The sequence below is a fragment of the Alkalithermobacter paradoxus genome (assembly GCA_002029295.1).
GTDB lineage: Bacteria > Bacillota > Clostridia > Peptostreptococcales > Peptostreptococcaceae > Alkalithermobacter > Alkalithermobacter paradoxus.
Genome location: MZGW01000003.1, coordinates 236,533 through 258,679, shown reverse-complemented (window position 1 = coordinate 258,679; position 22,147 = coordinate 236,533). Strand labels below are relative to the sequence as shown.

At 31.3% G+C, this 22,147-nt stretch carries 22 protein-coding genes and 2 riboswitches; of the genes, 18 read left to right on the top strand and 4 right to left on the bottom strand.

The features are described 5' to 3' along the window. The first annotated feature begins 8 nt into the window (after nucleotides 1–8). Entirely contained in the window at nucleotides 9–554 is a 546-nt protein-coding gene (pyrE, locus tag CLOTH_RS05855) for an orotate phosphoribosyltransferase (protein WP_079412084.1), read from the top strand. 51 nt (nucleotides 555–605) lie between these two features. On the opposite strand, the gene CLOTH_RS05850 is transcribed toward pyrE, so the two are convergent. After that, nucleotides 606–1,280, bottom strand: coding sequence for a deoxynucleoside kinase (locus CLOTH_RS05850; protein ID WP_079412083.1), 675 nt, complete (start codon nucleotides 1,278–1,280; stop codon nucleotides 606–608). Further along, entirely contained in the window at nucleotides 1,280–1,939 is a 660-nt protein-coding gene (locus CLOTH_RS05845; RefSeq protein WP_079412081.1) for a deoxynucleoside kinase, read from the bottom strand. The genes CLOTH_RS05850 and CLOTH_RS05845 overlap by 1 nt, the downstream gene beginning before the upstream one ends. 180 nt (nucleotides 1,940–2,119) lie before the next feature. Between CLOTH_RS05845 and CLOTH_RS05840 the strand changes: the two genes are divergently transcribed. After that, nucleotides 2,120–2,476 carry a response regulator gene (locus tag CLOTH_RS05840; protein WP_079412079.1) on the top strand — a complete coding sequence of 119 codons (357 nt, stop codon included), beginning with the start codon at nucleotides 2,120–2,122 and terminating at the stop codon, nucleotides 2,474–2,476. 148 nt (nucleotides 2,477–2,624) lie between these two features. Further along, nucleotides 2,625–3,128 carry a GNAT family N-acetyltransferase gene (locus CLOTH_RS05835; RefSeq protein ID WP_079412077.1) on the top strand — a complete coding sequence of 168 codons (504 nt, stop codon included), beginning with the start codon at nucleotides 2,625–2,627 and terminating at the stop codon, nucleotides 3,126–3,128. 19 nt (nucleotides 3,129–3,147) lie between these two features. Here CLOTH_RS05835 and cobT read toward each other — a convergent pair whose 3' ends face one another. Next, on the bottom strand, nucleotides 3,148–4,194 hold the full coding sequence (gene cobT / locus CLOTH_RS05830) for a nicotinate-nucleotide--dimethylbenzimidazole phosphoribosyltransferase (RefSeq protein ID WP_079412075.1): 1,047 nt from the start codon (nucleotides 4,192–4,194) through the stop codon (nucleotides 3,148–3,150). Nucleotides 4,195–4,321: 127 nt separating this feature from the next. Here cobT and CLOTH_RS05825 point away from each other — a divergent pair, with 127 nt between their 5' ends. The 4 genes from CLOTH_RS05825 to groL all read left to right on the top strand — a co-directional run bounded on the left by CLOTH_RS05825 (nucleotide 4,322) and on the right by groL (nucleotide 8,829). Beyond that, nucleotides 4,322–5,203: a DNA-3-methyladenine glycosylase family protein gene (locus CLOTH_RS05825; RefSeq protein WP_079412073.1), complete on the top strand. Its 882-nt coding sequence runs from the start codon at nucleotides 4,322–4,324 to the stop codon at nucleotides 5,201–5,203. A 9-nt stretch (nucleotides 5,204–5,212) separates the two neighbouring features. Next, the gene (gene cls, locus CLOTH_RS05820; RefSeq protein ID WP_079412071.1) at nucleotides 5,213–6,700 is read left to right on the top strand and encodes a cardiolipin synthase; all 1,488 of its coding nucleotides are present in this window, start codon (nucleotides 5,213–5,215) and stop codon (nucleotides 6,698–6,700) included. 184 nt (nucleotides 6,701–6,884) lie between these two features. Next, complete coding sequence (groES, locus tag CLOTH_RS05815) at nucleotides 6,885–7,169, top strand: co-chaperone GroES (protein WP_079412069.1); 285 nt, start codon at nucleotides 6,885–6,887, stop codon at nucleotides 7,167–7,169. 34 nt (nucleotides 7,170–7,203) lie between these two features. After that, nucleotides 7,204–8,829 (top strand): chaperonin GroEL, encoded by a 1,626-nt coding sequence (gene groL / locus CLOTH_RS05810; RefSeq protein ID WP_079412066.1) that lies wholly within the window; start codon nucleotides 7,204–7,206, stop codon nucleotides 8,827–8,829. A gap of 25 nt (nucleotides 8,830–8,854) precedes the next feature. On the opposite strand, the gene rocF is transcribed toward groL, so the two are convergent. Beyond that, complete coding sequence (rocF, locus tag CLOTH_RS05805) at nucleotides 8,855–9,754, bottom strand: arginase (protein ID WP_079412064.1); 900 nt, start codon at nucleotides 9,752–9,754, stop codon at nucleotides 8,855–8,857. A gap of 175 nt (nucleotides 9,755–9,929) precedes the next feature. Between rocF and larB the strand changes: the two genes are divergently transcribed. From larB to purH, 11 genes are all read left to right on the top strand, one after another. Next, nucleotides 9,930–10,670, top strand: a complete 741-nt coding sequence (gene larB / locus CLOTH_RS05800; protein WP_079412062.1) for a nickel pincer cofactor biosynthesis protein LarB — start codon at nucleotides 9,930–9,932, stop codon at nucleotides 10,668–10,670. A gap of 9 nt (nucleotides 10,671–10,679) precedes the next feature. Further along, nucleotides 10,680–11,429, top strand: a complete 750-nt coding sequence (larC, locus tag CLOTH_RS10740) for a nickel pincer cofactor biosynthesis protein LarC (RefSeq protein WP_331722026.1) — start codon at nucleotides 10,680–10,682, stop codon at nucleotides 11,427–11,429. Next, nucleotides 11,429–11,878, top strand: coding sequence for a nickel pincer cofactor biosynthesis protein LarC2 (gene larC2, locus CLOTH_RS10735; RefSeq protein WP_456297649.1), 450 nt, complete (start codon nucleotides 11,429–11,431; stop codon nucleotides 11,876–11,878). The genes larC and larC2 overlap by 1 nt, the downstream gene beginning before the upstream one ends. A gap of 98 nt (nucleotides 11,879–11,976) precedes the next feature. After that, a riboswitch (purine riboswitch) is annotated at nucleotides 11,977–12,078 on the top strand. A gap of 167 nt (nucleotides 12,079–12,245) precedes the next feature. Further along, the gene (guaB, locus tag CLOTH_RS05790) at nucleotides 12,246–13,709 is read left to right on the top strand and encodes an IMP dehydrogenase (protein WP_079412060.1); all 1,464 of its coding nucleotides are present in this window, start codon (nucleotides 12,246–12,248) and stop codon (nucleotides 13,707–13,709) included. A gap of 1 nt (nucleotide 13,710) precedes the next feature. After that, a complete protein-coding gene (guaA, locus tag CLOTH_RS05785; RefSeq protein ID WP_079412058.1) occupies nucleotides 13,711–15,246 on the top strand; it encodes a glutamine-hydrolyzing GMP synthase in 1,536 nt (511 codons plus the stop codon). 118 nt (nucleotides 15,247–15,364) lie between these two features. Continuing rightward, a riboswitch (purine riboswitch) is annotated at nucleotides 15,365–15,466 on the top strand. A gap of 82 nt (nucleotides 15,467–15,548) precedes the next feature. After that, nucleotides 15,549–16,895, top strand: a complete 1,347-nt coding sequence (locus CLOTH_RS05780) for an NCS2 family permease (protein ID WP_143715429.1) — start codon at nucleotides 15,549–15,551, stop codon at nucleotides 16,893–16,895. 66 nt (nucleotides 16,896–16,961) lie between these two features. Continuing rightward, nucleotides 16,962–17,657 (top strand): phosphoribosylaminoimidazolesuccinocarboxamide synthase, encoded by a 696-nt coding sequence (purC, locus tag CLOTH_RS05775; RefSeq protein ID WP_079412056.1) that lies wholly within the window; start codon nucleotides 16,962–16,964, stop codon nucleotides 17,655–17,657. An 11-nt stretch (nucleotides 17,658–17,668) separates the two neighbouring features. Beyond that, entirely contained in the window at nucleotides 17,669–19,009 is a 1,341-nt protein-coding gene (gene purF / locus CLOTH_RS05770; protein WP_079412054.1) for an amidophosphoribosyltransferase, read from the top strand. 4 nt (nucleotides 19,010–19,013) lie between these two features. Continuing rightward, on the top strand, nucleotides 19,014–20,045 hold the full coding sequence (gene purM, locus CLOTH_RS05765) for a phosphoribosylformylglycinamidine cyclo-ligase (RefSeq protein ID WP_079412052.1): 1,032 nt from the start codon (nucleotides 19,014–19,016) through the stop codon (nucleotides 20,043–20,045). Continuing rightward, the gene (gene purN, locus CLOTH_RS05760; protein WP_079412050.1) at nucleotides 20,039–20,632 is read left to right on the top strand and encodes a phosphoribosylglycinamide formyltransferase; all 594 of its coding nucleotides are present in this window, start codon (nucleotides 20,039–20,041) and stop codon (nucleotides 20,630–20,632) included. The genes purM and purN overlap by 7 nt, the downstream gene beginning before the upstream one ends. Then, on the top strand, nucleotides 20,625–22,142 hold the full coding sequence (purH, locus tag CLOTH_RS05755) for a bifunctional phosphoribosylaminoimidazolecarboxamide formyltransferase/IMP cyclohydrolase (protein ID WP_079412047.1): 1,518 nt from the start codon (nucleotides 20,625–20,627) through the stop codon (nucleotides 22,140–22,142). Before purN ends, purH begins: the two co-directional genes overlap by 8 nt. Nucleotides 22,143–22,147: the final 5 nt, after the last annotated feature.

Sequence of the window (22,147 nt, the reverse complement as noted above, 5' to 3'; positions counted from 1 at the left end):
GAGATACTATGGAAAACATATTAAAAGAATGTGGAGCATTACTTGAAGGACACTTTTTATTATCATCAGGAAAGCATAGCAATAGATATGTTCAGTGTGCTAAGATACTTAGATATCCAGACAAAGCAGAAAAGGTACTTAAAGTTGTTGCAGATAAAATAAAAGATATTGATATAGATATATTAGTTGGGCCTGCAATGGGTGGAATATTAGTTTCGTACGAACTTGGAAGACAACTAGGTAAAGAGTCAATATTTGCAGAAAGAAAAGATGGATTAATGCAGATAAGAAGGGGATTTGAGATAGAAAAAGGAGCTAAAGTACTTATAACTGAAGATGTAGTAACAACAGGAAAGTCTACACTTGAAACAAAGGAAGCTATAGAAAGTATGGGCGGAGAAGTTATAGGAGTAGCGTGTATTATAGATAGAAGCAGCACTGATATAGGAATGCCTATATATAGTGCGATAAAGCTTGATATAGAAACTTTTGATGAATCAGATTGTAAGCTTTGCAAAGATAATATACCTTTTGTGAAACCAGGTAGTAGATAAAGTTAAATTTCAAACCCCTTCTCTCATAATTATTGTGAAGGGGTTTAAAGTTTATATAGCTTTATTAAGTTTAAGTATATCTAATACCTTAGATGCTATTATATCTAAGTGATGAGGATTTTCTATAATATCAACTTCATCTATATTTACATAAAGAACAGGAGATTCTTTATAATTTTTTATCCAATGATCATATCTTCTATGAAGATTTTCCCAGTAGTCTTTTGAAACTCTTTTTTCCATGTCTCTTCCTCTTGTATTTATCCTACTTATTATAGAATCTATAGACCCAGTTAAATATATCATAAGATCAGGTTTTTTAAGATAAGGGATCATATCGTAGAAAAGTTCAGTGTAAGTTTCAAAATCTCTTTTATTCATTTTTCCGTTTTCATAAAGGGACTTTGCGAATATCTCTACGTCTTCATATATACTTCTATCTTGAATATTATCAAATCCATTACAAGATATTTCTTTTTGCTGTTTGAATCTTTGAGCTAGAAAGTAAAGTTGAAGGTGAAAACCCCATTTTTCTTGATCAGTATAAAAATCATCTAGATATGGGTTTGTGTCTACTTTTTCAAAATGTGTCTTAAAATTTAATTTTTCCCCAAGCATTTTAGTAAGCGTGGATTTTCCAGCACCAACATTTCCCGCAACAGTTATAAATAAATTCCCTTCATTTTCAGTTTTTATATATTCAGGGTGAGTAACAAGATTTAGCATTATTTTCCTCCTAAAAAATCAATCTCTTTTTGTATTTGTTTTATTATCATATTTCTGTGTTCTTCATTATTTATAAAATCTAAATTAGAGTTATCAACTCGTATTATTCTTGGAGTCTTTTCTCCGAAGTAGTGTTTTATAGATCTTTCGTTGAAGTAATATTCATATTCCTCTCTCAAATTATCTATATAAGATCTATCCATTTTTCTCTCAAAACTTCTATCTCTAAGAGAAATTTTTTTCATTAGAGTATCGGTATCTGATGTTAAATACACTATTATATCTGATTGAGGCAGGCCACTTACAAATACATCGTAAACTTGTTTGTATTTGTGGAATTGTTTTTTGTTTAAAGTAAGTCCAGCAAATATCAAGTTTTTGATTATATTGTAATCGCTAATAACGGTATTTCCTTTCCTAAGAACTTTTTCAATATCCTCTAACTGCTTCACTCTGTTAAAGAAAAAGAAAGTTTCTGTCTGAAGAGCATACTCTTTTATATTCTTATAAAAATTTGATAAAAACGGATTTTCCTCAACAATTTCCATTAAGGTATGAGCATTAAAATGAGAACTTAATATATTAGTTAGTGTAGTTTTACCTACACCTATAGGGCCCTCTACAGAAACTAGAATGCCTTTTCTGACATTTTCCTTCAATGTAATCACCTTCTATAAATATAATCATGTAGAATAGTTTATCAAAAAAATAGATTTAATTCTACAAAATAAGCTATAAAATGTATCTGGAAATATGTACTCATGATTAAAAGATACATTGAAATTTTGATAAAATCATGTTAGAATGTTATTAGCAATAACTATGAAAGGCGGGAAACAATGAAGGTATTAATCGTAGATGACGCCACATTTATGAGGAATTTTTTAACTGATAATATAAGACAGTTGGGATATGAAGTTGTAGGAGAGGCTAGTAACGGAAAAGAAGCAGTAGAGAAGTACGTAGAGCTGAATCCAGATTTAGTTACTATGGATATAACCATGCCTAAAATGAATGGTATAGAGGCACTTAAAGAAATAATTAAGATTGATACAAATGCTAAGGTTATAATGATATCTGATATAGGTCAGCATGATAAAATAATAGAAGCTATAAAAAATGGAGCTACTGACTTTATAATAAAGCCGGTACATCCTGACAGATTAAAAGATTCGTTGGCAAAAGTAGGAGCGTAGCTCCTACTTTTTTATAATGAATAGGAAATTATAAACTTTTTGAATTGTGGATAATTTATAATTTCCGTTATGAATTTCAAAAAAGTCTACCTTTAAAATCTTTCAAAAAAATACTTTTTTATTAAAAATCTATATAAGGAGTGGAATTATGCTAATAAGAAAATTAGAACAAAATGAGTATGATTTGATAAGAAATATAGAGTACTACTATGAAAGCGATAAAGAATATATACTGAAAAGATCAGGAATGACCTTTGATTTAGATTTAAAAGATATAGGACATGTTATAAAAAGAGAATTAAGTATCAATATTGAAGATAACTATCTAAAAGAAGTTCATATAAATGTAATAGAGCAACAGGGCGAAATAATAGGCTTTATACAAATGGGATACGAAGAAATGAACAAAATGGCTGTAATCATGAATATATGGGTAAGGGAAGATAAAAGAAGAGATAATATAGGAAAAAAACTTATAAAATCTTCTAAAGGATATGCAAGATATGTAAATTCAAAGGGTGTTTATGTTGAAGTGGACTCTAAGAATTATCCAGCTATAAATTTCTTAATCAAAAACGGATTTGATATAACTGGAATAAATGAAGATATTATAAATAAAGAAGTTATAATAGGTTTAACTTCTGTATTTTAAAAGGGGCTAGTTAGCCCCTTTATATATTCATATTAGCTTCTTCAAAAGTAAGCATATTTTCATACATATAGTTAGCTGCATCTATAATATTAAAAGCTAGTGCTGCTCCAGAACCTTCTCCTAATCTCATATTCATATTAAGCATAGGATCAAGCCCTAAGAGCGATAATGCTTTTTGTGAAGCAGGTTCAGCAGAAAAGTGAGAAGCTATAATATAGTCTTTACATAAAGGACACAGATTATATGCAATTAAAGCAGATGCATATGAAATGAATCCATCTATAACAACTGGAACTCTTCTTGAGCTTGCTGCAAGTATAACACCAGCCATACTACCTATTTCAAATCCTCCAACTTTAGATAGCACATCTAGAGCATCTTTTTTATCTGGACAGTTAAGTTTTATTGATTTTTCGATCACATTTGCTTTATGAACTATTCCGTTTGAATCTAATCCACAACCCATTCCTGTTATATCCTTAGGGTTAAAATCTCCAAATACAGAAATTATAGCAGTAGATGGAGTTGTATTGCCTATTCCCATTTCTCCGATTCCAAGAACCTTATATCCCTCATCTATTAGATTATTAGCAATCTCTATTCCTATTTCTATACTTTTTATCGCTTCTTCTTTACTCATAGAAGGGCCCTTGCTCATATTATCTGTTCCCTTCCTTATTTTATAATCTAAAACTCCTTCTAACTTTTCATCACAGTTTATACCAACATCTACAGCTACAACCTTTGCACCTGCAAATTTAGAAAGTACACCTACTCCGCTTACTCCCTTAACATAGTTAGGTATTTGAATTTTGGTGATAGCTTGTGGAACAGGGCTTACACCTTCTTCGTAAACTCCATGATCAGCTGCAAAAGCTATTATAGCTTTTTTTTGAACGTCAAAATACTTACTTTGATATATGCCTGATAGTTTGATACATATATCTTCTAGCTTACCAAGGCTACCTACAGGTTTTATAAGGCTATCAAGTCTTTTTTTAGATTCTTCCATATGAAAATAATCAAGTTTTGATATAGAATTAATTGTCTGTTTTAAAAGGTTCATCAAAATTCCTCCATATATATGTATGTTAAATCAAAAATTCTAGATGAATAAACAAAACTCCTTCACTAGCTTAAAATAAAAGTTTTTGGGTAAATTAAATATAATAGCTTTAGAAAGGAATGATTTTATGAATATATATGAAGAAAATAACTCTGTAGTAGTTGAAAACTTAGAGCATTTTGAACCCGAACATATATTTGAATGTGGACAATGCTTCAGATGGGAAAAAGAAGAAGATGAGTCGTATACAATAGTTGCATTTGAAAGAATACTTAATATAAAAAAAGATAAGAATAAAATATATTTTAATAATACTAATGTAAATGAATTTCATAGTATATGGTATGAATATTTTGATTTACATAGAGATTACGGTAAGATAAAAGATAAACTTAGAAAAATAGATACATATCTTGAGAAAGCTGTGAATTTTGGAAGTGGAATAAGAATACTAAATCAAGATCCTTGGGAAATTTTAATATCATTTATAATATCAGCAAATAACAGAATTCCTATGATAAAAAAATCTATAGAAAATTTATCTAGATTATATGGAAAAGAAATAGGAGAGTACAAAGGAAAGAAATATTATGCATTTCCTACTATTGAAAAGATGAATTCACTTTCAGTAGAAGAAATAGAAAAGTGTGGAACAGGATATAGATCTACATATATAAAAGACACTGCTTTCATAGTAGAAAATAAACAAACAAACATATATAACCTAAAGAATCTAAACACAGATATGTGTAAAAGTGAACTTATGATGTTTTGTGGAGTAGGACCAAAAGTTGCAGACTGCATCATGCTATTTTCAATGCAAAAATACGATACGTTTCCAGTAGATGTTTGGGTAAAGAGAGTTATGGAAGAATTTTATTTAGATGAAGAAATGAGCTTGAATAAAATAAGAGAGTACGGTATAAATAAATTCAAAGACATTTCGGGCTTTGCTCAGCAGTATTTATTTTATTATGCAAGGGAGTTGGGTATAGGAAGAAAGAGATAGGAGGGTAATATGGATGTATTAAATTACCTTTGGTGGATAGTTGGAATTATATTTACGATTTCTGTCGCATCTGTATCTATAATTATATTTCTAGAAAATAGAGATCCAGCCAAAACAATAGCTTGGCTTTTGGTCTTTATACTATTTCCTGTTTCAGGATTTATTATATATCTTCTATTTGGCCAGAATATAAGAAAAAAGAAGATATTCAAAACTCAAAAGCTGCTTTTAGAACTGAAATCTTCTAACACATTCAAAAGTATTAAAGAATTTGAAAATTTAGTTGCTATACAAAAAAATGCAATAACAGAAAATTTGCTATTTGATGATGAAGGTTCATTTGCAAAGAAAAGGATAATGAACCTTTTGCTCAATATGGGTAGATCTCCATTTACACTCAACAACAAAATAAAAATACTCACAAACGGTGAAGAAAAATTTAATGAACTTGCAAATGATTTGGAAAATGCAAAAGATCATATTCACATGGAATACTATATAATAAAAGATTCTCAAATAGGAAGAACGATAAAAGAAATCCTTGTTAGGAAAGCTAAAGAGGGAATAGATGTTAGAATTCTATACGATGATGTTGGATCGTGGAGATTGTGGTTCAAAAAGAGCTTCTTTGATGAAATGAGAAAAGAAGGGGTAAAGATATATCCTTTTTTGCCATCACTACTACCTTTCTTAAATAGAAAAATAAATTATAGAAATCATAGAAAAATAACAGTAATAGATGGAAAAATAGGATACATTGGTGGAATAAATATAGGAGATGAGTATTTAGGAAAAAGTAAAAGATTTGGATTTTGGAGAGATACTCATATGAAGATAGAGGGAGAAGCTGTATATATGATGCAGCTAACGTTTTTATTTGACTGGTACTTTTCAAGCAAAACACTTCTATTCGATAAGAAATACTTTCCACGCCTAGGATTTTGTGGGGAAAGTATAGTTCAAATAGTTTCAAGCGGTCCAGATTCTGATTGGGAAGCCATACATCAAGCTTATTTTACTGCAATATGTCAAGCTAAAAAGAGAATATATATCCAAACCCCTTACTTTATACCTGATGAAAGCATACTTATGGCTCTCAAAAGTGCTGCTTTAAGTGGAGTAGATGTTAAGATTATATTCCCAGGAAAACCAGATAATAAAGTAGTTTATTTAGCATCTTTATCCTACTTTAAGGATATACTAAAAGCAGGTGGCAAAGTATATTTGTACCAAAAGGGATTTTTACACTCTAAGATATTGATTTTAGACGATGATATATCTTCTGTAGGTACTGCTAATATGGATATGAGAAGTTTTATGCTGAATTTTGAAATAAATGGATTTATATACGATAAACAAATAGCTAAGGAGCTTTTAGATGATTTTGTAAAGGATATAGAAGATAGTAAAGAAATAACTCTAGATGAATATATAAATAGACCTATGATTCAAAAAATAAAAGAATCAGCATCTAGGTTGTTATCTCCAATATTATAGGGGCAAATCTGTCCCTATAATTACGTTTATAATTAAACAAAATTTCTGAAAAAAATAATAAAAAATATCTTGCAAAGTAAGTTTTTTTTTTATAATATTATAAGTGAGGTTAGCACTCAGTAAGATAGAGTGCTAATAAATATGAATATACATTATTATTGATTATACATAAGGAGGGGTAAAAATGAAGATTAAACCATTAGCTGACAGAGTTGTTATTAAGAAGTTAGAAGCAGAGGAAAAAACTAAAAGCGGTATAGTTTTACCAGGAAGTGCTAAAGAACAACCTCAAATGGCAGAAGTAGTGGAAGTAGGACCAGGAGGAGTTGTTGAAGGAAAAGAAATCAAGATGGAAGTTAAAGTTGGAGACAAAGTTATATTCTCTAAATATGCTGGAACTGAAGTTAAGTTAGAAGGACAAGAATACACTATATTAAGACAAAATGATATATTAGCAGTTGTTGAATAGATAATATATATAATAAATAATAGGAGGGGTAAAAATGGCTAAAGAAATTAGATTCTCTGAAGAAGCAAGACGTGCTTTAGAAAATGGAGTTAATAAATTAGCAGATGCTGTAAAGGTTACACTTGGACCAAAAGGAAGAAACGTTATATTAGATAAAAAGTTTGGTTCACCACTTATAACAAATGACGGTGTTACTATAGCTAGAGAAATAGAGCTTGAAGACAGATACGAAAATATGGGTGCACAACTTGTTAAAGAAGTTGCTACTAAAACTAACGATGTAGCAGGAGACGGTACTACTACAGCTACTGTTTTAGCTCAAGCTATTATAAGAGAAGGATTAAAGAATGTAGCAGCTGGTTCTAACCCGATATTACTTAGAAAAGGTATACAAAAAGCTGTTGATGTTGCAGTTGATGAATTAAAGAAAGTATCAAGAACTATAGAAAGCAAAGAATCTATAGCTCAAGTTGCTGCTATATCTGCAGGAGATGAAGAAGTAGGTAAATTAATAGCAGACGCTATGGAAAAAGTAGGCAAAGATGGAGTTATAACTGTTGAAGAGTCTAAATCAATGGGAACAGAACTTGATACTGTTGAAGGTATGCAGTTTGACAGAGGATATCTTTCTCCATACATGGTAACTGATGTAGAGAAGATGGAAGCTGTATTAAATAATCCGTATATATTAATTACAGATAAGAAAATATCTAATATCCAAGAAATACTACCTATACTTGAGCAAATAGTACAACAAGGAAGAAAACTTCTTATAATATCTGAAGATGTTGAAGGAGAAGCTTTAGCTACACTTGTTGTTAACAAGTTAAGAGGAACATTTGAAGTTGTAGCTGTTAAAGCTCCAGGATTTGGAGATAGAAGAAAAGATATGCTTAAAGATATAGCTATCTTAACTGGAGGTCAAGTAATCTCTGAAGAATTAGGATATGACCTTAAAGAAGCAGATTTAAGCTTATTAGGTAGAGCTGAAACTGTTAAAGTTACAAAAGAAAATACTATAATAGTAGATGGAGCTGGAAATCCTCAAGAAATTAAGGATAGAGTAAGTCAAATAAGAAGACAAATAGAAGAAACTACTTCTGAATTTGATAAAGAAAAATTACAAGAAAGACTTGCTAAGCTTTCTGGTGGAGTAGCTGTAATAAAAGTTGGAGCTGCTACAGAAACAGAATTAAAAGAAAGAAAATTAAGAATAGAAGATGCTTTAAATGCTACTAGAGCTGCTGTAGAAGAAGGTATAGTAGCAGGTGGAGGAACTGCACTTGTTAGCGTAATACCAGCAGTAGAAGCATTAGTAGATTCTCTAGAAGGAGAAGTAAAAACTGGAGCTAAAATAATAAGAAAAGCTTTAGAAGAGCCTCTAAAACAAATAGCAGTAAACTGTGGACTTGAGGGAGCTGTTATAGTAGAAAAAGTTAAAAACTCTGATCCAGAAATAGGATTTGATGCATTAAATGAAACTTATGTAAATATGATAGAAGCTGGCATAGTAGACCCAACTAAAGTTACAAGATCAGCTCTTCAAAATGCTGCATCAGTAGGAGGAGTATTCTTAACTACTGAAGCTGCTGTTGTAGATCTTCCAGAAAAAGAAGCTCCAATGCCAGGAGGAATGGGTGGCGGAATGCCAATGATGTAATAAAAAGGAGACCGTTATGGTCTCCTTATTTTATGCACTCAAAAACTGAATCTAAAATTTCAATAGCTAAATCTGAAGTTCTATCACCCTCATCAAGGAGAGTGTTAAGCTCTACAAAATCCATAGATTTTATCATGTCAGTTTGAACTAATTTTCTAAGAAGAAGCTTTGTTTCATCTACATTAAATCCATTACTAACAGGAGTTCCAGTACCAGGAACATAACTTGAATCTATAAAGTCCATATCAAAGCTTAGATGAATAGCATCTACATCATTTGCTTTAAGTTTGTCTAATATAGAGTTAACAAGATTTTCTATACCTATTTCACGAATTTCCTTTGGAGAATATACATTTATATTTTTTTCTTTTATTAAATCAATTTCTCCAGAGTCTATATCTCTAGCGCCCAAAATAAAAACGTTTTCAGGACGAACCTTAGCTTCCCCATAATATAAGTTTGTAAGATCTTCGTGGCCTATTCCCATAGACGCTCCAAGTGGCATACCATGAACATTTCCGCTAGGACTTGTTTCGTGAGTGTTAATATCAGCATGAGCATCTAACCATATAACTCCTATATTTTTATAAGAGCTGCTAACTCCAGATATACTTCCTAGACCTATACTATGGTCCCCACCTATTATAAGAGGGAAGTTGTTATTTTTTATAGACATATTTACTACGTGAGCAAGATTAGTGTTAGCAGTAACTATAGGTTTTAGGTATTTCATGTTAGAATGGTAAGAGAACTTATCTTTTACACTAACTTTAGGAACGTGAATATTTCCAAGGTCGTATACCTTATGATTGTGCTTTTTTAGAACGCTTACTATATTTTTTTCTCTAAGTTTATCAGGTCCAAACTGTGGGCCTTCTTTATCACACCCATAAAAAATAGGAACTCCAATTAAATTAATATCCATATAAATACCTCCTAGACATTTCGTCGTATTAAAAAAACTATATGTATAATTTATTTATACCATATTTCTACAACAATTTCAAAATAAACTCAACATTTTAAATTTTCTACTCAATTGCAAAAAATATTCTATTATTATAAAATCAAGTTAATATAAAATAAATAGGAGTGATTAAATGGACTTAAAAGAAATGCTTCTAGATGTAAAAAATGGGAATATAGAAATAGACGAAGCTTTAAAAAAACTTAGAAATCTTCCTTTTGAGGACATAGAATATGCAAAAGTAGATCACCACAGAAGTATAAGAAATGGATATCCTGAAGTTATCTATGGAGAAGGAAAAACGGATGAGCAAATAGCAGGTATAATGGAAAAGATGATGGAAAAAGGAAGCAATATACTTGTTACTAGGATAAATAAAAAAACATATGATTATCTAAAAAAAATATATCCAAATATACAATATGAGGAGCTTGCTAGAATTATAAAAGTTGAAAATAAGAATATACAGAATGTAGGCAAGGGAAAAATATTAGTACTTACTGGTGGTACTTGCGATATACCAGTTGCCGATGAAGCTTATCATACTGCTAAATTCTTAGGTAATGATGTAGAAAGAATTTATGATGTAGGGGTTGCTGGAATACATAGACTTTTTAATAATATGGAAAAGATTATGTCTGCTAGAGTTATAATAGCAGTAGCTGGAATGGAAGGAGCACTTCCTAGTGTTGTTGGTGGACTTGTTGACGTTCCTGTTATAGCAGTTCCAACATCTGTTGGATATGGAGCTAATTTTAAGGGATTATCTTCACTTTTAACTATGCTAAACAGCTGTGCATCAGGAATATCGGTTGTAAATATAGATAATGGCTTTGGAGCAGGGTATCTTGCTAGTATGATAAATAAACTTTAGGAGGGTATTATGGAGAATATATTATATTTTCAATGCAATTCAGGAATTTCAGGGGATATGACGCTTGGAGCACTTCTTGATCTTGGACTTGATAAAGATGAGTTTTTGAGTGAGCTTTCAAAATTAAATATAGATGATGAATTTGAAATAGTTATAACTTCAAGAACTGAAAGTGGAATACAAGGAACTGATGTGAATGTAATATTAAAGCATAATCATAGTCATGATGGTCATCATCACCATAGACATTTAAGCGATATATATAAAATAATAGATGATTCAGATATAAGCGAAAATGCAAAGAGCATATCAAAAGATATATTCATGAATGTTGCAATAGCAGAAGCTAAGGTCCATGGCACTACTGTAGATAAAGTTCACTTTCATGAAGTTGGAGCAACAGATTCAATAGTAGATATAGTTGGATGTGCAATACTTATAGATATGTTAAAGCCTGACAAGATATATTCATCTATTATTCCTTTAGGAAGTGGATTTGTAAAATGCGATCATGGAATTATGCCTGTTCCGGCTCCTGCTACTTTAGAAATACTAAAAGGAATGAATGTTAAACTAAATACCATAAAAGGTGAGATAACTACACCAACTGGAGCTGCAATACTAAAAACTTTGGTAGATGAATTTGTAGATGAATTAGAGTTTGAGGTAGACTCTGTAGGTTATGGAATGGGTAAGAAAAAGCTTGAAATTCCTAATATGTTAAGAGTTATAAAGGGTGTAAAAAAAAAGAAAATGTAATATATGAAGTAGAAGCTAATATAGATGATATGAATGGAGAAATATATTCATATTTATATGATAAGATTCTAAATATAGGTGCACTTGATATATATACACAAAGTATATATATGAAGAAAAATAGACCAGCTGTAAAGCTTTCTGTTTTGTGTAAGAAAGATGATTTAGATAAAGTGTGTACAGAAATACTAAAAGAAACTACAACATTTGGGGTTAGATATAAACAGTTAAACAGAAAAGTACTCGATAGAAAAATTATAAAGATAAAAACAAAATTTGGTAATATATCTATCAAAGTAGCATATTATGATGGTAGGGTATTAAAATATACCCCAGAGTATGAAGAGTGTAAGGTTATAAGTGAGAATTTTGATATACCAATAAGAAAAGTTTATGATGAAATAAATTATGAAACAAGTAAATATATAAAACTTATTTCTCGCAAATAACCCAAGAAACGATAAAAATTAAGAAAATTTTACATTATTTTTAATTATTCCAAAATATATTGACAACTAAAAAAAACTCTGATAAATTAATTAGCATACAATTTAAAAATTAATTCGCTCGTATAACTTCGGTAATATGGTCCGAAAGTCTCTACCGAGAAACCGTAAAATTCTCGACTATGGGTGAAATTGTTATTATAGGTATATAAAGTAGGTGGGTTTGTAGGCTGATTAATTATCCCTATGAGTTTGCCTAATATAATATATACTGATGGAGAGCCTATATAATGATTTCACGTGTGAAATCATTATATAGGCTCTTTTTTTCAAAGTACTAGCTACTAAATAAACTATTGGGGTGATAATCATGGGTAAGATACTAAAAGAAGGATTAACTTTCGATGATGTACTATTAGTTCCTCAAAGATCTGAAGTTCTTCCAAAGAACGTAGACACATCTACTTATTTAACAAAGTCTATAAAGCTTAACATTCCATTAATGAGTGCTGGTATGGACACTGTTACTGAATCTAAAATGGCTATAGCTATGGCTAGAGAAGGTGGAATAGGGATAATACACAAAAACATGAGCATAGAGGAACAATGCCTTGAAGTTGACAAGGTTAAAAGAAGTGAACATGGAGTAATTGTAGATCCTTTTTATCTTAGTAAAGACCATACAATAGCTGATGCAGATGAGCTTATGGCAAGATATAGAATATCTGGCGTTCCGATAGTTGATGATAATAAAAAATTAGTAGGGATAATTACTAATAGAGATATTAGATTTGAAGAAAACTTCTCTAAGAAGATAGAAGATGCTATGACTAAAGAAAATCTAATAGTTGCAAAAGAAGGAATAACACTAGATGAAGCTCAAAGTATACTAAAATCAAACAAAATAGAAAAGCTTCCTATAGTTGATGATAATATGGTCTTAAAAGGACTTATAACTATAAAGGATATAGAAAAGAAAATACAATATCCAAACTCTGCAAAAGATTCTAGAGGAAGACTTTTGTGTGGAGCAGCAGTTGGAATAACATCTGATATGATGGATAGGGTAGATGCACTTGTAAATGTAAACGTAGATGTTGTAGTTTTAGATACAGCACATGGACATTCTAAAGGAGTAATAGAAGGTGTAAAAACTATTAAGAAAAAGTATCCTAATCTTCAGGTTATAGCAGGGAATGTAGCTACATATGAAGCTACGAAAGAGCTTATATTAGCTGGTGCAGACTGTGTAAAAGTTGGTATAGGACCAGGGTCTATATGCACTACTAGAGTTGTAGCAGGGGTTGGAGTTCCTCAAGTTACTGCTATAATGGATTGTTTTGAAGCTGCTAAAGAATATGGAGTACCTATAATAGCTGATGGTGGAGTTAAGTATTCAGGAGATGTTGTAAAGGCTATAGCAGCAGGTGGATCTGTTGTTATGATGGGGTCTTTGCTTGCAGGAACAGAAGAAAGTCCTGGAGAGAGAATTATATATAAAGGTAGAGCGTTTAAGGCATATAGAGGAATGGGTTCTATAGGAGCTATGGATAAAGGATCTAAGGATAGATACTTCCAAAGTGATTCTAAAAAATTAGTACCAGAAGGTGTAGAGGGCATGGTTCCTTATAAAGGATCTATATCAGATATAATATATCAATTAGTTGGTGGACTAAGAGCTGGTATGGGGTACTGTGGAACGGCAACTATAGAAGATTTAATGGAGAATGGAAAATTCGTAAAAATAACAGGAGCAGGACTTAAAGAAAGTCATCCGCATGATATAACTATAACTAAAGAAGCACCAAATTACAGTGCTCAGGAGGGTAACTAGTATGGAAAGAGAATTAGTACTTGTAATAGATTTTGGAGGGCAATACAATCAGCTTATAGCTAGGAGGGTAAGGGAATGTAATGTGTACTGTGAAGTTATTCCTAATACTTACTCAATAGAGCAAATAAAAAGTAAGAATCCTAAAGGAATAATATTTACTGGTGGACCTTCGAGTGTATATTTAGATAAAGCTCCTACTATACCTAAAGAAATATTTGACCTTAATATTCCTATACTTGGAATATGTTATGGAGCTCAGCTTATGGCTCATCTTCTTGGAGGAAATGTAAAAAGAGGGGATAAAAGAGAGTACGGAAAAACTGTTATAAATTATAAAGAAAGTGATTTGTTTAGAGATATAAATAAAGAAAATATATCCTGGATGAGTCATACTGATCTTATAGATAAAATGCCAGAAGGATTTGAAATAAAGGCTCACACAGAGGACTGTCCAATAGCAGCTATGGAAAATAAGGAAAAAAACCTTTATGCTGTTCAGTTTCATCCAGAAGTTGAGCACACAAATGAAGGATTTAAAATAATAAAAAATTTCCTTATGAATATATGTGGGCTAAAAGGCAATTGGACTACAGAATCTTTCATAGAGGAAAATATAGAAAAAATAAGAAAAAGAGTTGGAAACAAGAAAGTGTTATGTGCATTAAGTGGTGGAGTTGATTCATCTGTTGCAGCAGTTTTAGTTCATAAAGCTATTGGAGATAATTTAACTTGCATATTTGTAGATCATGGCCTTTTAAGAAAAAATGAGGGTGATGAAGTAGAAAATATATTCAGAGATAGATTTAATATGAATCTTATAAGAGTAAATGCTAAGGAAAGATTTTTGGATAAATTAAAAGGAGTAACTGATCCGGAAAGAAAAAGAAAGATAATTGGAGAAGAATTTATAAGAGTATTCGAAGAAGAGTCAACTAAATTAGGGGAAATAGATTACTTAGTTCAAGGAACTATATATCCTGATGTAATAGAAAGTGGAGGAGATGGAAGTGGTGCATCTGTTATAAAAAGTCATCACAACGTAGGTGGTCTTCCAGAAGATATGAAATTTGAGATAGTAGAGCCTTTAAGAGAACTATTTAAAGATGAAGTTAGAAGAGTTGGATTAGATCTTGGAATACCAGAAGATCTAATATTTAGACATCCATTCCCTGGTCCTGGACTTGGAATTAGAGTTTTAGGAGAGGTAACAGATGAGAAACTAGATATACTTAAAGAAGCTGACTATATATATAGACAAGAACTAAAAAATGCTGGACTTGATAGAGAAATATGGCAAGCATTTGCTGTGCTTCCTGATGTTAAGACTGTAGGGGTTATGGGAGATGAAAGAACATACTCTTATCTTATAGGACTTAGAGCTATATCAAGTAGTGATGGCATGACTGGTGATTGGTACAGAATACCTTATGATGTATTAGAAAAGATATCTATAAGAATAGTTAATGAGGTTCCTAATGTAAATAGGATTGTTTATGATATTACTAGTAAGCCACCAAGTACGATAGAGTGGGAATAATATACGAAGTATATAAAAATAATATTCGTTAATACATGAACTTTAAAATAAAAATAAAAATAAAAATTCAGAAAAAGTATTGACTGTAATTAATAATTAGTTTAAAATAAAGATACAAAGCTAATAAGAATACTTTTCTCATATAATCCCGGTAATATGGTCTGGGAGTTTCTACAGAAGAGCCGTAAATTCTTCTACTATGAGCTGAAGTTTCCTTTTCTTCTCAACTTTTTGCTAGTTAGGACTTCGCTCTTAACTAGCACTTTTTTTGAAAAAATACAGTATAAAAAGGAGGAAATAAAATGGAAATGGTATCAAAAACAGCTCAAACAAAAGAGACTAAAGGTATCTTAGATAGAATCTTTAAGCTTTCTGAAAACAAAACTAATGTAAAAACAGAGGTAATAGCAGGTATTACAACTTTTATGACTATGGCATACATATTAGTTGTAAACCCATTAATACTTGGAGATGCAGGCATGGATAGAGGTGCAGTATTCGTTGCTACTGCTTTATCAGCTGCACTTGCAACTTTCGTAATGGCATTTTTAGCAAACTACCCATTTGCACTAGCTCCAGGAATGGGACTTAACGCATTCTTTGCTTATGGAGTGGTTTTAGGAATGGGGTATAGTTGGCAGTTTGCTTTAACAGCAGTTTTTATAGAAGGACTTATATTTATATTACTTACTTTCTTTAATGTTCGTGAAAAAATAATAAATGCAATTCCAGCAGTGCTAAAAAATGCAGTTAGTGCAGGTATAGGACTTTTCATAGCATTCATAGGTTTAGTAAATATAAAACTTATAGAGCAAGGTGGAGCTATAATAACGCTTGGACATATACAAAGTCCATTAATAGTACTTTCTTTATGTGGATTACTTTTAACATCAGTATTATTTGCAAGAAAAGTAAAAGGAGCTTTCCTTATAGGAATGATATTAACATCAGTGGCAGGAATGGCATTAGGGTTTGTTCCATCTCCTGGTAAGGTAATGGATATACCACCTTCACTATCACCAATATTTATGGCATTTACACATGTTCCAACATCTCAAATATTCAGCTTAGATATGATGATAGTAGTATTCACATTATTATTTGTTGATTTATTCGATACTATAGGATGTCTAGTAGGAGTTGCAAGTAAAGCAGAAATGTTAGACAAAGATGGAAAACTTCCAAAAGCTAAGCAAGCTTTATTTGCAGATGCTATAGGAACTACAGCAGGAGCTATGCTTGGAACTTCAACAGTAACAACATATGTAGAAAGTGCTGCAGGAATAGCAGAAGGAGGAAGAACAGGACTTACTGCCTTAACTACAGGTGTATTATTCTTAATATCTACGTTCTTTGCACCGATATTTACAGCCATACCAGCAGAAGCTACTGCACCAGTTTTAATACTAGTGGGAGTAATGATGGCATCATCAATGCTTAAAATAGATTTTAACGATTTAACAGAAGCAATACCTGCATTCTTAACTATAATACTTATGCCTTTAACATACAGTATAGCTGAAGGATTAGTATTTGGAATAGTTTCTTATGCTGGAATAAAACTTCTAACAGGAAAAGGCAAGGTAGTTGAGCCTTCATTATATGTGCTAGCTTTACTGTTTATAGTAAAGTATGCATTTGCAGGTTAAATTTAATAGAGCCCCAAAATACAGTAGGGGCTCTTTTTGTACCCATTATACATTCGGAGGTGTCATATGAATCTACTTTATGAAGGAAAAGCTAAAAAAGTTTTCAGAACTGATAATGAAAATGAATATATAGTTTACTTTAAAGACGATGCAACAGCATTTAATGGAGAAAAAAGAAGTGAAGTTAACGAAAAAGGCATAGTAAATAATAGAATATCTTCCTTGATATTCGAGCTTCTTCACCAAAAAGGAATAGATAATCACTTTATAAAAATGGTATCAGATAGAGAAATGTTAGTAAAAAAGGTAGATATAATTTCACTAGAAGTTATAGTTAGGAATATAGGAGCAGGGTCTATATGCAAAAGATTAGGAATTGAGGAAGGAAAGAAATTCAAAAAAAGTATATTAGAATTTTCATATAAAAGTGATGAGTACAAAGATCCTCTTATAAATGAAGATCACATATTAGTATTAGACATTGCAAATGAAGAAGAGATAAAAATAATAAAAGAGTATGCAACTAAGGTAAATGAAGTATTGAAAGAGTTTTTTTCTAAGGTAGATTTGACACTTGTAGATTTTAAATTAGAGTTTGGAAAACACGAATCTAAAATAATACTTGCAGATGAAATATCTCCAGATACATGCAGACTTTGGGATATCAATAGTAATGAAAAGTTAGACAAAGATAGATTCAGACAGGATTTAGGAAAGGTAATAGAAGGATACAAAGAGGTTCTTAATAGGATACAAAAATAGGGGGACTTTGTATGTGTGGAATTGTTGGAGTTTTTTCGAATCGTGATGCAGCTAAAGATGTTTATTATGGACTATATACTATTCAACATAGAGGTCAGGAAAGTTGTGGGATAGCAGTAGCAGATAATCATATAAACTACAGAAGAGGTATGGGGCTTGTAACGGAAGTATTCAAGGAGGAAATTCTCAGTGAATTAAAAGGAACCATAGGAATAGGTCATGTAAGATATTCAACAGCTGGAGGAAGTCACTTTGCTAACTGTCAACCATTAGTAGGAACATCTAAAGGTGGAAATATAGCCCTAGCACACAATGGAAATCTAATAAATAGCGATATATTAAGAAGTAGACTTGAAGATGAAGGTCTTGTATTTCAAACATCTATAGATTCTGAGGTTATATTGTATCTTTTAGCTAAGCACTACAATGGAGATATTGTAGATAGCATAAAGACAGTTATGAGTCATATAAAAGGAGCTTATTCTCTAGTTATAATGACTGAGAAAGAGCTAATAGCTGTAAGAGACCCACATGGATTCAGACCATTAGTTCTTGGGGTAAGAGATGGAGATTATATAGTATCATCTGAAAGTGCATCTATAGACATACTAGGAGGAGAGATTGTAAGGGATATAAATCCCGGTGAAATACTAGTTATAAATAAAGAAAGTTCAAATTCTTATCACTACGATAAGAGTGAAAAGAAAAGCTTATGTATATTCGAGCATATATACTTTGCAAGAAATGATGCAAATATAGATGGAATAAATGTATACGACTTCAGAGTAAAGTGTGGAGAAATACTTGCTAAAGAGTCTTTTGTAGATGCTGATATAGTTGTTCCTGTTCCTGATTCTGGGTGGGCTGGAGCAGTTGGATATTCAAATGAAAGTAAAATCCCTTTTATGGAAGGGTTAGTTAAAAATAGATATGTAGGAAGAACATTTATAAAGCCGACACAAACTGAAAGAGAGATAGGAGTTAAAATAAAGCTTAATCCTCTTAGAGAAGTTGTTGAAGGAAAATCAGTTGTACTTTTAGATGATTCTATAGTTAGAGGAACAACATCAAAGAGACTTATAGAAAGTCTTAGAAAAGCTGGAGCTAAAAAGGTACACCTTAGAGTAACATCACCACCAGTTACTCATCCTTGCTACTTTGGAATAGACACTCCAAGAAGAAGTCAGTTGATAGCTTCTAACAATTCAGTTGATAAGATAAATGAAATTATAGGGTCAGATTCACTTAAGTTTTTATCAACAGAAGGAGTGTTAAAAGCAGCTAATTCAAGTAATTTCTGCATGGCTTGTTTTACAGGAGATTATCCTATAAATCCTATGAGGGAGGAATAAGACAATGAATAAAATTAGTTATAAATCTGCAGGAGTAGATATCGATGAAGGTAACAAAGCGGTATCCCTTATAAAAGATAAGGTTAAGTCAACTTATGATAATAATGTGTTAGGTGATCTTGGAAATTTCGGTGGATTATACTCTCTTAAAGAATTTATTAATATGAAAGAGCCTGTACTCGTTTCATCTACGGATGGAGTAGGAACAAAGCTTAAATTAGCTCAAATGACAGGTATACATCATACAATAGGAATAGATTTAGTAGCAATGTGTGTAAATGATCTTTTATGTCAGGGAGCAAGACCATTATTTTTCCTAGATTATATAGCAACTGGCAAGCTAGATGCTAATAAAGTAGATGAAATAGTTTCTGGAATAGCTACTGGATGCAAACTTTCTGGATGTGCATTAATAGGTGGAGAAACAGCAGAAATGCCAGGAATGTACTCTGATGATGAATATGATTTGGCAGGTTTTTCTGTTGGGATATGTGATAAAGAAAATATAATAGATGGCAAAAAAGTAAAAGAAGGAGATGTAATTATAGGTATATCATCTTCAGGAATTCACAGTAATGGATACTCACTTGTTAGGAAGATATTTATAGATCATATGAAGATGGAACTTGATAAATATATTGAGGAACTAGGCCAAACATTAGGAGAGGCACTACTTAGACCTACTAAGATATATGTAAGTTTAGTTAATAATTTATTGAGAAATTATGAAATAAAAGCAATAGCTCATATAACAGGTGGAGGGCTTGTAGAAAATATCCCTAGAGTTATACCAAATGGACTATCATGCAAGATACAAAAAGATTCTTGGGATAAAGTTGATATATTTAGTCTTATAGAAAGCTTTAATTTAGTAGAAGAAGATGAACTTTATAGAAGTTTTAATATGGGTATAGGATTAGTTTTGGTAGTTGATAAAGATGAAGCTGAAAGCATATTAAATGATATAAACAAAGAAGACAGAGGATTTATAATCGGTGAGATAGTAAAAGGAAAAGAAGGAGTTATATTATGCTGAATATAGCTGTTTTGATATCTGGGAGTGGAAGTAATTTAAAATGTCTTATAGATGAAGTGAATGAAGGAAATATAAACGGAGTTATAAAGGTAGTAATTTCAAATAATCAAAATGCATATGGATTGATACGTGCAAAGCAAAACGGTATAAAAGCGATATGTGAGAAAAACGAAAAGAAGATAATAGATATACTCAAAGAAGAAAAAATAGACCTTGTTGTATTAGCTGGATACCTAAGAAAAATAGGAGAAGAATTCGTAAAAGAATTTGAAAATAGGATAATAAATATACACCCATCTTTGATACCTGCGTTTTGTGGTAAGGGGTATTATGGAGAGAACGTTCATAGAAGTGTTATAGATTACGGAGCAAAATTAACTGGAGCTACAGTTCACTTTGTAGATGAAAAATTAGATCATGGACCTATAATAATGCAAAAGTGTGTAGTTGTCTATGATGATGATACTGTAGAAACCCTAAAGAATAGAGTTTTGGAAGTTGAGCATGAAATATTAAAAGAGTCTGTTAAGCTTTACTGTCTTGGTAAGATCAAAATACAAGGAAGGAAAGTGATTATAAATGACTAAAAGAGCATTAATAAGTGTTACTAATAAAGATGGAATAGTAGAATTTGCAAAGAATCTTTGTAGTCTTGGATACGAAATAATATCTACTGGAAATACATATAAGGTTTTGAGAGAAAATGGAGTAGATACTATTTTAATAGATGAAGTTACTAAATTCCCTGAGATACTAGATGGTAGAGTTAAAACATTAAATCCATATATTCATGGAGGTATACTCTTTAAAAGAGACAATGATCAGCATGTAAATACTGTAAATGAACTTGATATACAAAGTATAGATATGGTAGTAGTTAATCTTTATAAATTTAAAGAAACTGTGAAAAGTGGAAAAAGTCATGAAGAAATAATAGAAAATATAGATATAGGTGGACCTAGTATGATAAGGTCAGCTGCTAAAAACTATAAAGATGTATTAGTGGTAGTAGACCCTAGCGATTACGACTTTATAATATCTAAATTGAAAGATAACTCAATAAATATTGAAGATAGATTAAATCTTGCATTTAAAGCATTCTCAATTACTGGTCATTACGATAGTCTAATCTCAAATTATTTTGCACAGATCACTAATGAGAAATATCCACAATACCTTAACTTAACGTTTGAAAAAGAAAGCAATTTAAGATATGGAGAGAATCCTCATCAAAGTGCTTCTTTATATAAAGAAACATTTGCAGAGCTGATAGATTTTGAACAAATAAATGGAAAAGAATTATCATTTAATAATATAAATGATTTAAACGGAGCTATTGAAATACTTAAGGAGTTTGATGATGAAGTAGTAGCAGTAGGAATAAAACATACAAATCCTTGTGGAGTAGGAGTTGGAAAAAACTCGCTTGAAGCATTTACTAAATGCTTTAAAAGTGATGAAGTATCCATATTCGGAGGCATTGTTGGTATAAACTCTGTGGTGGATAAAGAAACAGCAAATCTTCTAAATGCAATATTCTTAGAGATAGTAGCAGCTTATGATTATACAGATGAAGCACTGCAAATTCTTAAAACTAAGAAAAATCTTAGAATACTAAAGATAAAGAATTTAGATAAATCTGGAGAATACGACTTAAAATACTGTGATGGAAGATTGCTTGTTCAAGATAAGAATAAATCCCTTTATGATGACTTAGAGATTGTTACAAACAAACAACCTACAGAAAATGAAATAGAAGATATGAAATTTGGAATGAAAATAGTAAAGCATATGAAATCTAATGCTGTTGCTATAGTAAAAAATGGACAAACACTAGCACTAGGACCTGGTCAGACTTCTAGAATATGGGCACTTGAAAATGCATTAAGTAACAATAAAGAGAAAAATTTTGAAGGTTCTGTGTTAGTATCAGATGCTTTCTTCCCATTTGATGATTGTGTAAGGCTTGCAGCAAAATATAAAGTAAGTGCTATAATTCAGCCTGGTGGATCTATAAATGACAAAGATTCTATAAATGCTTGTAATGAATTAGGTATTTCCATGGTATTTAGCAAGATAAGACATTTCAAACACTAGGAGTG

What these genes read in the sequence shown, in the direction of transcription:
- larC (WP_331722026.1), top strand. Translation starts at nt 10,680, where the DNA reads ATGGAGAATATATTATATTTTCAATGCAATTCAGGAATTTCAGGGGAT.
- guaA (WP_079412058.1), top strand. Translation starts at nt 13,711, where the DNA reads ATGGAAAGAGAATTAGTACTTGTAATAGATTTTGGAGGGCAATACAAT.
- larB (WP_079412062.1), top strand. Translation starts at nt 9,930, where the DNA reads ATGGACTTAAAAGAAATGCTTCTAGATGTAAAAAATGGGAATATAGAA.
- CLOTH_RS05780 (WP_143715429.1), top strand. Translation starts at nt 15,549, where the DNA reads ATGGAAATGGTATCAAAAACAGCTCAAACAAAAGAGACTAAAGGTATC.
- purC (WP_079412056.1), top strand. Translation starts at nt 16,962, where the DNA reads ATGAATCTACTTTATGAAGGAAAAGCTAAAAAAGTTTTCAGAACTGAT.
- groES (WP_079412069.1), top strand. Translation starts at nt 6,885, where the DNA reads ATGAAGATTAAACCATTAGCTGACAGAGTTGTTATTAAGAAGTTAGAA.
- purF (WP_079412054.1), top strand. Translation starts at nt 17,669, where the DNA reads ATGTGTGGAATTGTTGGAGTTTTTTCGAATCGTGATGCAGCTAAAGAT.
- CLOTH_RS05840 (WP_079412079.1), top strand. Translation starts at nt 2,120, where the DNA reads ATGAAGGTATTAATCGTAGATGACGCCACATTTATGAGGAATTTTTTA.
- purM (WP_079412052.1), top strand. Translation starts at nt 19,014, where the DNA reads ATGAATAAAATTAGTTATAAATCTGCAGGAGTAGATATCGATGAAGGT.
- cls (WP_079412071.1), top strand. Translation starts at nt 5,213, where the DNA reads ATGGATGTATTAAATTACCTTTGGTGGATAGTTGGAATTATATTTACG.
- guaB (WP_079412060.1), top strand. Translation starts at nt 12,246, where the DNA reads ATGGGTAAGATACTAAAAGAAGGATTAACTTTCGATGATGTACTATTA.
- CLOTH_RS05835 (WP_079412077.1), top strand. Translation starts at nt 2,625, where the DNA reads ATGCTAATAAGAAAATTAGAACAAAATGAGTATGATTTGATAAGAAAT.
- CLOTH_RS05825 (WP_079412073.1), top strand. Translation starts at nt 4,322, where the DNA reads ATGAATATATATGAAGAAAATAACTCTGTAGTAGTTGAAAACTTAGAG.
- purN (WP_079412050.1), top strand. Translation starts at nt 20,039, where the DNA reads ATGCTGAATATAGCTGTTTTGATATCTGGGAGTGGAAGTAATTTAAAA.
- pyrE (WP_079412084.1), top strand. Translation starts at nt 9, where the DNA reads ATGGAAAACATATTAAAAGAATGTGGAGCATTACTTGAAGGACACTTT.
- rocF (WP_079412064.1), bottom strand. Translation starts at nt 9,754, where the DNA reads ATGGATATTAATTTAATTGGAGTTCCTATTTTTTATGGGTGTGATAAA.
- cobT (WP_079412075.1), bottom strand. Translation starts at nt 4,194, where the DNA reads ATGAACCTTTTAAAACAGACAATTAATTCTATATCAAAACTTGATTAT.
- groL (WP_079412066.1), top strand. Translation starts at nt 7,204, where the DNA reads ATGGCTAAAGAAATTAGATTCTCTGAAGAAGCAAGACGTGCTTTAGAA.
- purH (WP_079412047.1), top strand. Translation starts at nt 20,625, where the DNA reads ATGACTAAAAGAGCATTAATAAGTGTTACTAATAAAGATGGAATAGTA.
- CLOTH_RS05850 (WP_079412083.1), bottom strand. Translation starts at nt 1,280, where the DNA reads ATGCTAAATCTTGTTACTCACCCTGAATATATAAAAACTGAAAATGAA.